Annotated in this window: 18 protein-coding genes and 2 tRNA genes; 5 read left to right on the top strand and 15 right to left on the bottom strand. The window is 55.4% G+C overall.

Annotated elements, in window-relative coordinates; genetic code table 11:
• Position 1: 1 nt before the first annotated feature.
• The 5 genes from FYJ63_RS04510 to FYJ63_RS04490 form a co-directional block, all read right to left on the bottom strand.
• A complete protein-coding gene (locus FYJ63_RS04510) occupies positions 2 to 1402 on the bottom strand; it encodes a terminase (protein ID WP_195839336.1) in 1401 nt (466 codons plus the stop codon).
• A 194-nt stretch (positions 1403 to 1596) separates the two neighbouring features.
• Positions 1597 to 1941 (bottom strand): hypothetical protein, encoded by a 345-nt coding sequence (locus FYJ63_RS04505; RefSeq protein WP_154544182.1) that lies wholly within the window; start codon positions 1939 to 1941, stop codon positions 1597 to 1599.
• Between the two features lie 72 nt (positions 1942 to 2013).
• A complete protein-coding gene (locus FYJ63_RS11490; protein ID WP_420846018.1) occupies positions 2014 to 2340 on the bottom strand; it encodes an HNH endonuclease in 327 nt (108 codons plus the stop codon).
• 44 nt (positions 2341 to 2384) lie between these two features.
• On the bottom strand, positions 2385 to 3350 hold the full coding sequence (locus tag FYJ63_RS04495) for a hypothetical protein (RefSeq protein WP_154544178.1): 966 nt from the start codon (positions 3348 to 3350) through the stop codon (positions 2385 to 2387).
• On the bottom strand, positions 3347 to 3706 hold the full coding sequence (locus FYJ63_RS04490; protein ID WP_154544176.1) for a helix-turn-helix domain-containing protein: 360 nt from the start codon (positions 3704 to 3706) through the stop codon (positions 3347 to 3349). The genes FYJ63_RS04495 and FYJ63_RS04490 overlap by 4 nt, the downstream gene beginning before the upstream one ends.
• Positions 3707 to 3977: 271 nt before the next feature.
• Between FYJ63_RS04490 and FYJ63_RS04485 the strand changes: the two genes are divergently transcribed.
• A complete protein-coding gene (locus FYJ63_RS04485) occupies positions 3978 to 4370 on the top strand; it encodes an HIRAN domain-containing protein (RefSeq protein ID WP_154544174.1) in 393 nt (130 codons plus the stop codon).
• On the opposite strand, the gene FYJ63_RS04480 is transcribed toward FYJ63_RS04485, so the two are convergent.
• Positions 4367 to 4585, bottom strand: a complete 219-nt coding sequence (locus tag FYJ63_RS04480; protein ID WP_154544172.1) for a helix-turn-helix domain-containing protein — start codon at positions 4583 to 4585, stop codon at positions 4367 to 4369. The two genes, FYJ63_RS04485 and FYJ63_RS04480, sit on opposite strands and share 4 nt — an antisense overlap.
• Before the next feature lie 100 nt (positions 4586 to 4685).
• Between FYJ63_RS04480 and FYJ63_RS11485 the strand changes: the two genes are divergently transcribed.
• The gene (locus FYJ63_RS11485; protein ID WP_154544280.1) at positions 4686 to 5000 is read left to right on the top strand and encodes a helix-turn-helix domain-containing protein; all 315 of its coding nucleotides are present in this window, start codon (positions 4686 to 4688) and stop codon (positions 4998 to 5000) included.
• On the opposite strand, the gene FYJ63_RS04470 is transcribed toward FYJ63_RS11485, so the two are convergent.
• The 3 genes from FYJ63_RS04470 to FYJ63_RS04460 all read right to left on the bottom strand — a co-directional run bounded on the left by FYJ63_RS04470 (position 4962) and on the right by FYJ63_RS04460 (position 6451).
• Positions 4962 to 5033: transfer RNA gene (locus FYJ63_RS04470), tRNA-Asn, on the bottom strand. The two genes, FYJ63_RS11485 and FYJ63_RS04470, sit on opposite strands and share 39 nt — an antisense overlap.
• A 383-nt stretch (positions 5034 to 5416) precedes the next feature.
• Positions 5417 to 5743: a hypothetical protein gene (locus FYJ63_RS04465; protein WP_154544170.1), complete on the bottom strand. Its 327-nt coding sequence runs from the start codon at positions 5741 to 5743 to the stop codon at positions 5417 to 5419.
• 201 nt (positions 5744 to 5944) lie between these two features.
• Positions 5945 to 6451, bottom strand: coding sequence for a hypothetical protein (locus FYJ63_RS04460; RefSeq protein ID WP_154544168.1), 507 nt, complete (start codon positions 6449 to 6451; stop codon positions 5945 to 5947).
• Positions 6452 to 6820: 369 nt separating this feature from the next.
• Here FYJ63_RS04460 and FYJ63_RS04455 point away from each other — a divergent pair.
• A tRNA-Ile gene (locus FYJ63_RS04455) sits at positions 6821 to 6894 on the top strand.
• Positions 6895 to 6933: 39 nt separating this feature from the next.
• Here the strand turns inward: FYJ63_RS04455 and FYJ63_RS04450 are convergent.
• The 6 genes from FYJ63_RS04450 to prfB all read right to left on the bottom strand — a co-directional run bounded on the left by FYJ63_RS04450 (position 6934) and on the right by prfB (position 12354).
• Complete coding sequence (locus tag FYJ63_RS04450) at positions 6934 to 7227, bottom strand: hypothetical protein (RefSeq protein WP_154544166.1); 294 nt, start codon at positions 7225 to 7227, stop codon at positions 6934 to 6936.
• A gap of 150 nt (positions 7228 to 7377) precedes the next feature.
• Positions 7378 to 7923: an SsrA-binding protein SmpB gene (gene smpB, locus FYJ63_RS04445; RefSeq protein WP_154544164.1), complete on the bottom strand. Its 546-nt coding sequence runs from the start codon at positions 7921 to 7923 to the stop codon at positions 7378 to 7380.
• Between the two features lie 11 nt (positions 7924 to 7934).
• Positions 7935 to 9242, bottom strand: coding sequence for a peptidoglycan DD-metalloendopeptidase family protein (locus FYJ63_RS04440; RefSeq protein ID WP_154544162.1), 1308 nt, complete (start codon positions 9240 to 9242; stop codon positions 7935 to 7937).
• A gap of 50 nt (positions 9243 to 9292) precedes the next feature.
• Positions 9293 to 10207: a permease-like cell division protein FtsX gene (gene ftsX, locus FYJ63_RS04435; RefSeq protein ID WP_154544160.1), complete on the bottom strand. Its 915-nt coding sequence runs from the start codon at positions 10205 to 10207 to the stop codon at positions 9293 to 9295.
• On the bottom strand, positions 10207 to 10953 hold the full coding sequence (gene ftsE / locus FYJ63_RS04430) for a cell division ATP-binding protein FtsE (RefSeq protein ID WP_154544158.1): 747 nt from the start codon (positions 10951 to 10953) through the stop codon (positions 10207 to 10209). The genes ftsX and ftsE overlap by 1 nt, the downstream gene beginning before the upstream one ends.
• Positions 10954 to 11211: 258 nt before the next feature.
• A complete protein-coding gene (gene prfB / locus FYJ63_RS04425) occupies positions 11212 to 12354 on the bottom strand; it encodes a peptide chain release factor 2 (RefSeq protein WP_154544278.1) in 1143 nt (380 codons plus the stop codon).
• 58 nt (positions 12355 to 12412) lie between these two features.
• On the opposite strand from prfB, the gene FYJ63_RS04420 reads away from it, so the two are divergent.
• A complete protein-coding gene (locus FYJ63_RS04420; RefSeq protein ID WP_338106822.1) occupies positions 12413 to 13657 on the top strand; it encodes a potassium transporter TrkG in 1245 nt (414 codons plus the stop codon).
• On the top strand, positions 13569 to 13850 hold the full coding sequence (locus tag FYJ63_RS11370) for a potassium transporter TrkG (protein WP_338106821.1): 282 nt from the start codon (positions 13569 to 13571) through the stop codon (positions 13848 to 13850). Before FYJ63_RS04420 ends, FYJ63_RS11370 begins: the two co-directional genes overlap by 89 nt.
• Positions 13851 to 13859: the final 9 nt, after the last annotated feature.

Genomic DNA, 13859 nt, shown 5'->3' with positions numbered 1-13859 from the left:
TTTACGGAGCCTTCGCATTTGCGCGGCGTGTCGTGCCTGAAAACAGTTTGGATGATTGGCTCTTTCGTGATGGATGAGAGCGGCGCGGGCTTCTTCCCGGGTGCGGTAGATAGGGGATCTCCATCCACACTTGCAAGTCACAAGAGCGGATTCGTCGGATACGTCGAAATTGTACATTTTCAAAATATCGTTCCCCTTCCCCAGATAGGTGGGTAAGGTAGGCGGCTACGATGGCGGCTTTGAGCCCGTCAATAGGTCCCGCTGAATGGTTTTCTGAAAAAGCTGTAGCGCCTCCCAAGGGGCGTAGTTGCGCGGCGGCTAGCTGTTTGGTGATTAGTTGCGCGCCGTCGTGCCTGATTTCCCCGGCTTCCACGGCTCCAATAAACCAGGTGCAGGCGGTAGCCCATTCGCGGGGCGTGAGCCGTTTCACGGGGTAACCGTTTTGAGCCATTTCTTGCAAAGCAACCCTCGTTAGGCCCGCGTCATCCCCTCCAAGGGTCAAGATTTGTTTTTCGTCCATCATTTGCTCCAGGGCGGGCTCGAGCCAGGCCGCACCGTCTTTGGTTGCGAGCTGATGAATAGCAATGTTTCCTTCTTGATGCCACGCTCCCCATATCGAAGCAGCGGAGCGGTCAGCAGCTACAGCGCAACCGATAGCAACCCGCGCGGGGTCTGGCATTTCCAGAGAGCTGTCTTCGAGCGCGTCCCAGGCTGCGGGGTCAATAACCGCGGCGGTCTCGTTACTCCAAAGGTTCAAATAGGCGCGCCTCCACACGGAAAGGCTAGTGGCCTTAGCGACTTTCAAAAGATCGCGTAAGTCTTGCGTGTAGTCTAGGGCGGGGTGAAACGCCAGTGTTTCGGGACTGTAGGGGTCTTTCGCTGCGAGTTCCGGATCGGCGGACCACTCAAAATAGGCGATAGAAGCGTTAGGGTCTTTCGTCGCGGCACGGCCTTGCTCGACTAGTTGCTTGAGCCAGGTCGACTGCTGATGCCCCGCGGTGGACACAATCCAGATTTGCGCGTCTGGAAAAGTAATGCCCACGGGCTCAGCCGATGCCAGCAGCTCGAGCCCGGCTTCGAGACTGAAAGCGAAGGCTTCATCAATTTCTACCAGGGGCGAAGTGATAGAGTCCAGGCCGTCCTTTTTCGGAGCAAACGGCGCAATAAGAGACCCATTCCAGAAATAGAGAAACTCGTTACCTACGCCTTTCTTGAGATCGGCGCGGGGCTTCCCATCCGGACCGTAGCCCATCATTGTAGGAAGCGGGTCTGCCAGCTCGTGCCATTTCTTAACCGCGGCTTTCCGTGTTTGCGCGGTGTACCAGATTTCCATAGGGCAGGTCAGAGCCCGCGCTACAGACAAGGCTCTTAGAAGCGTGGTTTTACCTGATTGCCTAGGCACGGTGAGAATAACCTTTTTGTATTTGAAAGCACCGGGGCGGGCGGGGTCTACTTCTAGCGCGGTGTCTACTACTTGCCTCTGCCAAGGCATAAGAGGAGTCCCAAGAAACGAAGCCACACGATCTACCCAAGGCCCATAAGTTTTCGCTTGCGGGTCTCGAGGTGTCGCATAGGTAGGAGGCGGGGGCGTGGGTCTCATTCCGGCCTCGCTGCTTCTAGCAAAGCGTCCATCGGGTCTTCAGCCTGTTTCACGGCTGGAGCCGGTAGGGTGGCCATTAGCTCGCGAAGTTCCCTAACAAGGGTCGTTGTAGCCACGGAGACCTTGCCCCAAGACAAGCCAGCTCCTACAGCCCGGGCAACCTCAAGAATAAGCTGAATCTGGCCTGAGTGGTGGGCTTCCAGAAGGCCTTGCTCATCAAGAGACGCGAGAGAGGTTTCCACGGCTTGCACGATGGCAGACCCTCCCGCTGCCTCGATATTCAACCCCGGGAGTGTTGGTTGCCATTCTGTTTTCTTAGTTTCGTTTTTTTCCTTATTCATTGCTTTTCTCCCGTTTTTTCTACAATCTGGAGATAAATAAACTGGGCAGGCGGGAAGTCGGGCAGGGCGGTTTCAAAAAAACAGTTGCCCTTCCGGCTCCGTTTTCGGTTTTTGTTGCCGTCGTTGCGGGGTTGTCATTTTTTCCGCTGAGATCATGGCAGGGTCGAAAGCGGTTGCTCTTATCGTGTTTCGTCTCCTGTTTCCCCGCTTCAAGTTACAGCGATAGTGGGCGGGGCGTAGGTTCTCGAGCTCGTCACTTCCTCCCTTGCTGCGAGGTAGGACATGATCGACGCTGAAGCTATCGGGGTCAGGTCTCGAGGTGAGGTTGCTTGTGTGATAGCCAAAGGGCTTGCTGATTGGTTGCTGGCAGAGGTGGCAGACGCTACCATACTCTGCCATGACAGCAGCAGCCAGACGCTTTGCTTTTTCGCCTCCCCAATTGCTCATCGCTTCCTCCAAGGTGAGTAGGCTTCGAACTTGGGCTCTTTCTTGCCCATCTTTGCTAGCGCGACTTTATAAGCTCCTGGAGCATATTGTCGTAGATGCTCGAGGCGCGCATCGCCTGTAAGGCGTGGATGATACGCCTTACACACCAGGCACCAATCAGCAGCACTCATTCCTTGAGGGATAGGGTGCTCTTGCTGCCACTGTCGGCTCCCTGCTTGCCTATCGGCTTGGGCTTGAGCGTCCAGGCGTGCCAGGTTCCGGCGGGCTTGCATATTGCGCCAAGCGTTTCGCGCTTCCTTGGTTCTCTTCCTGCCATCTGCTTTCCGGTTATCGGTGATGCGTTTGCATTGTGGACAATTCCCCGCGCCGTTAATGAAGCCGTGGTCACAAAGCATTGAGTCTTGGTTCATTGTTTCTTCCTTTCTTGGGACGAAATTAGGTGCGTTTTCAATGTCATTCGGTATTACCGGCGCGGCGGCCTGATGGCCGCGCCGGTTAATACCGTTAAGGTCGGCGCTCAGTTCCGCATGGCGTGACCTGCGGATATTCGCTTCTCGGTTTTTCAAACGCTGAAGGCGGGCATAGGTGGCGGCGCGGCGGCGAGCCCACGCGGTGCTAGATTGGCTCCAGGCTTGCCGGATGAGTTCTAGCAGGGTGGCTTTCATGATGGCGATGAGGCCCGGGCGGGGCTTGCCCTCCACGATTTCCCCGCGCGTCCAACGGATTACGCCGAGGCCTTCCAGGATGTAGAGGCAACGCGCCGTCCACTTCTCTGAGAGCCCTGCTGATTGTGCTATCTGCCACACGGTAGCCTCGAGGGTAGACTTGCCTCTCGAGCGAGCGACAATAGCGGTCAAAGTGGATCGCACTCCTTGCCACTCGTTGCCAGCGAGTTCCCCCCATCCCGCTCGCGTCAATGACTGAAGCAGAACCGGAGCGGGGGTCTCAATTCCGATAGTCATAGGTTTTTCTCTTTCATGATTTCAGCGACTTTTTCACTCCAAAACGAAATCGCTAGGAAGCAAGAGGCCAAATCGCTAAGGTATTCTCGCTCCGGCTTGGGCTCGGTCTTGCGTCGCTGAGGTAATGCCCTAATACGCATTGGAGGATAGCCACTATCAAGATCATCAAGAGTTACACCAAGTTTCTTCAGAACCTCTATCTCATGAGGTCGCCACGGCTCTATATTCCTTACACGATTAGAGACAGTAGAGCGAGGGAGACCTGAAAGCTCCGAAAGCTCTTTTTGCGTGAGCTGGTTCTTTGTCTGAAAGATACGGACAGCCAAGGAAAAGTTTTTATTACTGAAATGTGGCATTTCTAGCTCCAAATCTCTAGTTCGTTTAATGCGTCTGTGAGAGTGTCTACGGCTCCTTGTGTGAGCTCGTAAGTTCGCCCTATGCGGTTAATAGGGATGCCTCGACAGTGAGCGAGGGATTCTTGCGCTTCGTGTAGCGCCTCCCTCAGATGTTTCTCTATTCGTTTAGCGGCGATGCCCTCATACAATGGGGTAAGCGTGGTATTCATCTGGGTTTTCCTTTCTCTGGTTTTGGTTATCTTGGTGGACGATTTCCGCTAGATTTAGGGGCATGGGTATTTTTGACATTTTTAAGTCCAGGCCTTCGGCTCCCAGGGCCGTAAGCCAGTATCAAGTCACTGTGGACTCTGAGGGGTTCACAATTGCGGGCGCTTCCTACCGTCAAGCCGCTTTCAAGCAATTCGCTAAAAGTATCGGCGCGAGTAGGGACTACCGTTACAGTGTGAAAGTGTTTCTTATCCCTGAGAGAGACAATCAAGCTGACCCTGACGCGATCGCGGTTTACTCTCCTCAAATGCAGCATTTGGGATATGTGCCAGCAGACCTTACGCCAAAGTTTCACGCGATGGCTCCCAAAACAAGGGGCAAGCAAGTATGGCGTATGGAAGTAGACGCTCAGCTCTACTTCTGGAAGAACTTGTGGCTTTTGAACATTTTTGCCTAACATTCCACACCTCCCAGAGGTGGCACCTCTACACCGAGGCGAGCCAAAGCGTCCACGTCAGTTAATCGCCAAGGGGTGCGATTCATCAAGCGATCGTTGAAAGATGATCGTGTGAGATTGAGCGCCTTGGCGATTTGAATGCTAGTCAAGCCTTTTTTGCGCTTCAGCTTCCTAACCGCTTCAGAAATTTCCGTGTCAATGCTTGGCGTTTTCATAGCTATCATTATGTTGGATTTTCCGACACAGTAGAGGATTTACATTAATTCGGCGTGTCGCAGCCTTGTCAATGGTGGCTATTCCACCTATAATTAGGTTATGAGCACAACTTTGTTACCAATGAGAGCGGGATCTAAAACCGCGCCTGAAATTGTTTCCGCAAATATCAGAGCCCTAAGCGCTCGGGTTGGGTGGAACGTTAGCGATTTAGCCCAAGCTGTAGGCATTAATCGCCCTAGCGTAAGCGAAAGGTGGCACAACCGCACGGATTGGCGCGTTAACGAAATAGAGCGCGTTGCCGCGCTCTTTGGGACTACGCCCTGGGATCTAATGAAGCCTGCTTTTGGCGATGAATGGGTGCCAGATACAAAGAAGCTCCCGCGGCTGGATTCGAACCAGCAACCTGCCGATTAACAGTCGGACGCTCTGCCGTTGAGCTACGCGGGATTGCGGATACGAGTGTAGCAAACTTTCCAGGTCTTTGTCCATTTTGCCTCGGGAGTGTCGAGATTTGCCTGTGCAGTAAAGGATTTTGGGGGAAGCGATGCAGGTTTTCCGCGCTTCCAGCTGTTGCTGTTCGGCATTCCCGCAATCCGCCAGCTTGCTATACCCTTCCGAATTTCGCCGCCTCGCTCGTGCAGCGCTATTGGCGAGGGTCTTGTCTCAGGGAAGCCCTCCAGCGAAGGCGGGGAGGCAGCGGATGTCTGACCACGCTCGCTTGTACCCTGTGGCAGTCTGCGCCGGGTACAACTCTTTCAGTCTGCCCTCGTCCAGATCAAAGTTGAACGCAAAGCGATACTCTAAGTCCTGTTCCTCCACAGCGAACTCACCTATGCACAAATCCGCTCTGGGAATAAATCTTCCACTATACCTATGTAGTCAATCGGCTTTGTAGATCTCTCAAACGCAGTAAGGGAGGTAACATTCTGCATAACCCACTTCTGCCTTGAAAGAAACGACAGCGAGCGGCACTGAGATTCCACCCGGCTAGCCTCGTTGGCTTTCCAAGTACCAAGCGCCAAACGTGTCAGACCGAACCGCTGCACATTCTTATCCACGCATTCATACAAGTCCTCAATGTCATAACCGTTACGCGCGGCCTTCTCAGCGTCAAACTCAATCGTAAAACTCCAAGGCACGGGTTCCTTAACTGACATCTAAACCACCTCACAAATCAACTCACGACACGATAAAAACAGTCTACCGCACCGCTTGAAGAACTACCCGAAACCATATTTAGGGTGGTGGGGATGGTGGAATTGCCCCTCCCTGGCTCGCGAGGGAAAGGTTCTATTCATTCTGGACTTGCAGGATTCTAGAATTTGACCTGAAACTTTACTTATTTCGCATATTGGGGATTACGCTGGCAGCCCCACCGAATCGCGAACCTCAGCTTCGAGAGCAACGAGGAAAGACTCGTCGCTCGGTGCCAGCGAGCCGAAAGCCACGACTTCGGAGAACCGCGACCCATCATTGCGTTCACGAATGGTGACGCGAACCTTGGTTCCGGATGGTACGGAAGCAAATTGCGTGAATATCTGGGAACGATTGAGGAAGATTCGGGTGGAATCCCCGAACCTCTTCAAACCCGTGGCGTCCGGATTCTTCCACGTCAGAGGTTCACGGGCAGGGTCGGCAAAATCCAGTTTCAAGGTGTCGGTTTCGCGGTTCCACACGATTTGTTGTAGCTCGTGCCACGGCCAGTTCTCGTTCTCCCCCGATGCCTTGAACCAGTACAGTCCGCTCGGATCTGCCGCGAGCCAGTCTCCACTGTCAAACTGCAACGGCACAGATTTCCGGCTATGACCAGGGATCTTGTCGGCGAGTTCAGCGGGCAGTTTCGGTTCACGGCGCAATAAAGACATACTCCGAGATTACAGTTTGATCCAGTTCTCAGCAAAGGCAGTTAAATTTGAAGGCTGCCGCATTCATGCTCAGTTGTACTTACGTGAATGACCACAAGGGTGACGTGGATAAACACAACGAACTCTGGACATAGTAGCATATGACATATCGAATCGCCTCGAACTGGGAATTCGCGAGTCACCTTACTAGAAATACTTGCTATTGCGGTTATTCACGCAGGGGTCGTGGTTATTCACGTCACCCATTTCAACCGTGCAGACTAATCGGCATAAAACAATTCCGAATTCTACCTTTTCCTCTTACTGTCATCTTATGCTCCGCTCGGAATGTTTTTCACTGTTCTCGTCGTAACTTGCTAGGATGTTTAAGCCCTGTTAGCTCAGTCGGTTAGAGCAGCGGACTCATAATCCGTGGGTCGCGGGTTCGAGCCCCGCACAGGGCACAACGACGCGGGTCGAGAGCAATGCCAACAGTCTGTTTTCTAGCGAGAAGTTCGCTCGAGCTCGCTCGAAAGCGAACTTTGAGCGGAAAACAGCGGCGCGACAGCGCCCGGCATTGCCGAGGCCAAGGAAGTTGTTGAGGCGGCATAGCCGCCGACACAGCGACGAGGCGCTAGCATGGCGGCATAGCCGCCGACACAGCGACGAGGCGCTAGCATGGCGGCATAGCCGCCGACACAGCGACGAGGCGCTAGCATGGCGGCATAGCCGCCAACACAGCAACGAAGCGCTAGCATGGCGGCATAGCCGCCAACACAGCAACGAAGCGCTAGCATGGCGGCATAGCCGCCAACACAGCAACGAAGCGCCAAGAGCAATGCCGGATTTGCTACGCCGGTCGGGGTCGCACCCTTTGGGCTGCGTTTCCTGCGGTCACTACGCCAAAGAGGTTCGACCCACCCGCTCCGCACTACGACGCAACATGCCTAATGCGCCCGCCGGTTCGCCTCTCGCAAAGCCCGCTGTGCCTCGCGGTTATCTTCGCGCTGGCGAATCGTTTGACGCTTATCCCATTCTTGCTTCCCGCGGGCCAAAGCGATCTCGACCTTCGCCCGCCCGCCAATGAAATACAGTTCTACCGGCACAATCGTGTACCCCTTGGCTGCGACCGCACTCTCGAGACGGACAATCTCGCGCTTGTGCAAAAGCAGTTTCCGCTTGCGTTTCGGCGCGTGATTCGTCCAGGTTCCATAGAAATATTCGGGAATATTCGCGCCTTGAAGCCAAGCCTCGCCACCGTCAATCTCAACCCAGGCCTCCGACAAGGAAGCCCGCCCCATCCTTAGAGCCTTCACTTCGGTTCCTGTCAAAGACAGACCCGCCTCGTATCGGTCTTCCAAAAAATAGTCGTGGGTAGCCTTCTTGTTGCGGGCAATAACTTTCTTCGCATCAGACTCAGCCTTGGCGCGCTGCGACGGCGTCAACTTGCCCGACGCTCCCGAACCGCTCGAAGCCCCACCTTTTTTACTCATGACTAAAAAGTTTACAACACACCCATCGGGTTGATGGTTTTCCCGTTTTGCCACACCTCAAAGTGGAGGTGGCAGCCGGTGGAGCGACCCGTGGTTCCCACCAAGCCAATAACCTGGCCTTTCTCGACATGTGCCCCCTTGGAGATTTTGTAAGACGAGAGGTGACGATAAACGGTCTGCCACTTGGAGCCGTTGATGGTTCCGTGGTTGATATATACCGAGTTGCCGCCGGTTCCTTCCCAGGCGGCGTAGGTCACATCTCCGGATTGGGAGGCGTAAATCGGCTGGCCGCACCCCATTCCGAAGTCGGTGCCGGCGTGGAAAATCCGCGTCCCGACCACCGGGTGGGTGCGGTAGCCATAACTCGAAGTCACTCTCAGACTCGAGAGCGGAGAGCCAAAAATCCCACCGGAAATCGTGCGCGCGGAACCGCTAGCCGCCGCGTTCAGAGCGGCGATTCGCGCCGCCGCGGTAGCCTGGGTGGCCTTCTCCTGTTGGATTTGCTTTTCAAAATCGGCACGTTGATTGTTGAGCTGCCCTTGCTGGGCGACTTGCTGGGTTTGGAGGGTCTGGATTGCCACCAGTTGTTTCTGTTCCTCCTGTTTCGCCGCGTCAGCCGCAGCCACGGCCTCTTTCGCCGCTGCTTCCAACTCGCCGATCCGAATCGTCACGGCCTCTTGGCGGGCTCGCGCGTTGGCGGCGGCGGCTTTCGCCTCTTCAGCGCTCTGAATGACGCGGTTTTGGGACTGGGCCGCGGTATCGGCAACTTCGGCGCGCATCGCGAGTTCATCAACGGACTTCGAGTCCAACAACAGCGTCCACGCAGAAGTGTCCAGCCTCCCCCCGCGATAGGCCTGTTGCGCGATTTGGCCAATAGTCACTTGAGTTTCAGAAATCAGCGCCTCGCTGGCATCAATATCTGTCTGTAACTGGGTTTTCTGGGTCTGAGCAACTTTGAGGCGGGCCTGGATTGACTGGTGTTCGCGCTGGGCTTGGCCGAGTTTTTGTTGGGCGGAAGCCAAGTCAGCCTGCGCTACCGGAATCGCCGCCTTGGTGCGTTCCAACTGCACCGCAAGTTCCACCAAATCCGCTTTCACACCCTCAAGCTGAGCCGCGATTTCTTCTTCGCGCTTCTTGGCGGCAGCCTGTTGTTCTTCGAGCTTCTTGCGCTCGGCATTGTTGTCGAGCCTGGCTATCTGTGAGGACGCTGGAGACGTGGGTACGCCATTGTTGATCCCCACCGCGCCGGACGAGGTCACCCCGAGGCTCAGCACCATTGCCCCCACCAAGGGCCACGCCACTAAGGCTAACCTTCCCATCTCACACCTCCGCTCACAGTCTAGACAGTTTTCCTATTATTCTCAATGGATCACACTCGGGTATAGCGGTTTAGGGACGCCGCGGAAGCAATCACTGCCAAGACAATGGCAGCGAGAACCAAAACCGGAGAAATGAGCCACACATCTCGCGTCGAGACCACCCGCACGGTCGAACTCAAACTCTCCAACCAGTCCCCCACCAGGAACTTTACGGTTCCCCACAGGACTGCCACCGCACCCAGAGCACCGATGGTGGCGGCAATCGCACCCTCAATCATGAAAGGGAGTTGGACAAAGAGATTCGACGCGCCCACAAGGCGCATAATCGAGGTCTCCTTTTCACGACTCATGGCCGAGAGGCGGATCGTAGTAGTAATAAGCAACACTGCGGCAATAATCATCGCTACTGCGAGGCCAATCGAAAGCATCGTGGCTTGGTTCAGTCCGGAGAAAAGTTTTTCGAGGATCTTCTTTTGGTCAATAACCTGGGCTACCCCTTCGCGACCTTGGAGTTCTTCAACAACGACGCGATATTTTTCCGGATCGACGAGTTTGATGCGGAAAGAAGCCGGCATCATGTCAGCGGTTACATATTGATAAACCCCGTCGCTGCCCATGAGGTTTTTGAAAGTCTCGTAGGCCTCTTCTTTGGTTTCGAAATAGACGGTTTCGATGTAGGGCTTTAGCTGGTCGGATTTCAGGAGTTCTTCAACGGCATTAATCTGTTCCTGGGTGGCTTCTTTCCCGTCACAGCCTTGGGACAAATCGTTTTTCGCGCACATGGAAACGGAGATTTCAATCTTGCCGTACCAGGTGTCGCGGAGGTTGTTGATTTGGATTTGCGCCAGGGCGGCCGACCCCACAAACAGCAATGACACGCAGGTCACGATGATGACAGCCACGGACATGGCGAGATTCCGACGCAGGCCTTGACCGACTTGAGAAAGAACAAAAGCGAAACGCATTAGGCCTCCTTCCTATCGATTTGGCGAGCCGATTTCGATTCGCGGACTCCATCTTTCGGGGCGGAGGCGCCGTAAATCCCGCGGTCTTGGTCGCGAATGACCTGGCCCTCATCGAGTTCAATAACGCGTTTGCGCATCTGGTTCACGATTTCTTCGTCGTGCGTGGCCATCACCACAGTCGTGCCGGCGCGGTTGATGCGATCAAGCAGGCGCATGATTCCGAGAGAAGTCGCGGGGTCGAGGTTACCGGTCGGCTCATCGGCAAGCAAGATAGGCGGGCGGTTCACCATGGCGCGGGCAATGGCGACGCGCTGTTGCTCCCCGCCGGAAAGCTCGTGGGGGAACCGTTTGTCTTTTCCGCCGAGTCCCACCATCTGGAGAACTTCCGGCACGACTTTCTTAATGACGCGACGTGGTTTGCCGATAACTTGGAGCGCAATGGCGACGTTGTCGTAGACGTTTTTATTGTCCAAGAGGCGGAAGTCTTGGAATACGACCCCGATTTGGCGGCGCAGCTGCGGAACTTTCCAGCGCGAGAGTTTGCCGAGATCCTTGCCCAGCACCATGATTTTCCCGTCCGTCGCGGTGTATTCGCGCAAGACGAGAGAGAGGAAAGTGGATTTTCCGGAACCGGAAGTTCCCACTAAGAAGACGAATTCTCCGCGTTCAATCGTGAGATCCACGTGATCTAGTGCGGGACGCGCGCCCCGCTTATAGATCTTCGTAACATTATCAAAGGTTATCAAGCCGTTTCTCCCCTGTAGACAGTCTTTAAAAGGTTAAACGGTAACGATTTGATAACGGCTAATTGACACGCGGTTTCGGGGAAAGCGGCGTAGCCGGCGGGTCGAACCTCTGCGGCGCAACGAAGTGTAGCCACAGGGGCGCGAACCAACGGCGTAGCCGAATTAATGCTTTATTTTCACTACGCCGATGCGGTCAGACCTTCCGACTACGTTCGCTTCTCACTGACTCCGGAGAGGTCTGACCCGCTCCGGCCGGACTCAGTCCTCCGGATGCAGCTCCTGGTGCTTGCGCCAGCGAATCCCCTCATCAATAAACCCGTCCAGATCTCCATCGAAAACGGCGTCGGGATTGTTAGACTCGTGCCCGGTTCGGAGATCTTTAACCAGTTGTTGACCATACAAGAAATACGACCGCATCTGGTCACCCCAACTTGCCTTCACATCCCCAGCGAGTTCTTTCTTGCGCGCGTGTTCTTGCTCATGGCGCAGTAGCAGTAGCCTAGATTGCAAGACGCGCATTGCGGCGGCGCGATTCTGGATTTGGGACTTTTCATCCTGCATCGAGATTACGATTCCGGTCGGCAAGTGGGTCAGGCGCACTGCGGAGTCGGTAGTGTTGACGGATTGCCCGCCGGGACCGGACGAGCGGAAGACGTCGATTTTGATGTCACTTTCCGGCACGTCAATATGGTCGGTAGTCTCAATCAGCGGGATGACCTCGACCGCGGCAAAAGAGGTCTGGCGCTTACCCGCGGCATTAAAGGGGCTCACGCGGGCGAGCCGGTGGGTGCCGGCCTCCACCGAGAGCCTCCCGTAAGCGTAAGGCGCATCGACCTCGAAAGTTGCGGACTTGATGCCGGCTTCTTCGGCATAAGACGTGTCCAACACCTTGGTCGGGTAGTCGTGGCGCTCCGCCCATCGCAGGTACATCCGCAAAAGCATCTCCGCGAAATCAGCAGCATCAACCCCGCCAGCGCCGGAACGGATGGTTACGACCGCGAAACGCTCGTCATATTCCCCGTTCAGAAGCGTCCGGACTTCCAAAGCCGCCAGGTCGGTCTCGAGGTTTTTGTAGGTATTCTCGGCGTCCTCCATAATCGCCTCACCGTCGGCGCGCCCCTCTTCTGTGAGGAGTTCTTCTGCGCCGAGTTCGACCAGGGCCTCGAAATCATCAATGCGGGTTTTCATCGTCTTGAGCCGCTCGAGTTCGGATTGGGTGGCGGAGAGTGTTTGGGTGACTTTCTGGGCGTTTTCCTGGTCATCCCAAAGATCTGGGGCGCTCGCCTTCTCGGTGAGGTCGGCGATTTTTTCGGCCAGCAACTGCGGATCCATCACAGCCTCCACCGTGTCGTAGGTGGCTCGCAGTTTCTCGAGCAAGGGCGCAAAATCATCCGGACTCATCACGCTTTTACCCTAAGACATGGCCCGCCTTCGCTCCAAAAAGCGCTATGCTTATCCGGTGATTCTTTCTCGACGTTTGAATCTGCGTCTGAATCCTAGCCGGATTATTATCCTGGCTTTCCTGGCAACAGTCCTTTTCGGAGCGTTTTTGCTCACCCTACCGGTTTCTAGAAGCGGCGCGAGCGAAGACGTGGTTTTTCAATTCTTCAACAACGGCCTCCCAAGCAGCGCGACACCAAATCACGTCCACACTTTCGGCCCCTCCTTCCCCGGCGGCGCGCCGCTCTCCGTCGCCCTCCTCACCGCGGCCTCCGCCACTTCTGTCACCGGCCTAATCGTGGTCGACACTGCCTCCTACTGGTCCCCGTTTGGCCAGGCAGTCATCTTGACCCTCATCGAACTCGGCGGTATCGGGACGATGACAATCGTGAGCCTGGTTGCGCTAAATCTCCGCGGAGCCTCCAGCGAAACCCGCGAATTGGCCTCCACAAGTCTCGGAGGCGCGCCGGTGGGGAGTGTGAAACGAACCGTGAGAAACATCATCTGGTTCAGCCTAGCCCTGCAACTCGTTTTTGCCCTTATCTTGAGTCTCCACCTGGGTTTATCCGGAATCACCAAGAACCCTCGAGAAGCCATTTTTCACGGTCTCTTCTTGACCGGCTCGGCCTTCAACAACGCGGGCTTCGCTTTGAACGGGGACTCTTTGATGAGTTTCCGTAACGACCCGATTGTGCTACTTTCCCTCGCGCTTCTCATCATTGTTGGCGGGATTGGTTTCCCCGTTTGGTCCGTCCTCGCCCACCGCGGACCGCATTGGTGGAAACTCAACATGAATGCGCGGATCATGCTCGTCGGAACTCTCGCGGCAATCCTGGCTGGCTGGGTGCTGATTGCCGCTTTGGAGTGGGATAATCCGGGAACCCTCGGTCCGGAGAACCCGGGTTCGAAACTTTTGAACGCGTTCTTCGCCTCGGTATCGCCTCGAACCGCCGGCTTCAACTCGATGGATATTGCCGCTCAATCTCCGGAGACTTGGCTGGTGACAGACATTTTGATGCTCATTGGCGGCGGTCCTGCGGGAACCGCAGGCGGGCTCAAGATTACGACCGTGACCGTGGTGATTGCGACCCTGTGGGGGGGAGGTGCGCGGGGCAGAAGCGATCAATATTCTCGGCTTGAGACTAGCCCGTTCGGCCCAGCGACAGGCTCTCGCCGTGTTCTCGCTTTTCGCGGTTTTGGTTGGGGTGGCATCGTTCCTATTGATGCTCGCTACTCCTTACACTTTGAATCAAAGCCTTTATGAGGTGAGTTCCGCCATCGCGACTGTGGGGCTGTCGACCGGAATCACCCCGAGCCTGCCGGTAAAGATTCAATTTATGCTGGCGGTGCTGATGATGGTGGGGAGGCTCGGACCGCTGACTCTCGCCACCGCTATCGGGACGAGACGGCGGAAAATTGGCTATGAGCTTCCGAAAGACCGGCCTCTAATCGGATAAACAGTTACT

The sequence above is a fragment of the Mobiluncus porci genome, from assembly GCF_009695935.1.
Taxonomy (GTDB): Bacteria; Actinomycetota; Actinomycetes; order Actinomycetales; family Actinomycetaceae; genus Mobiluncus; species Mobiluncus porci.
This window is presented reverse-complemented; position numbering and strand designations above follow the sequence as displayed.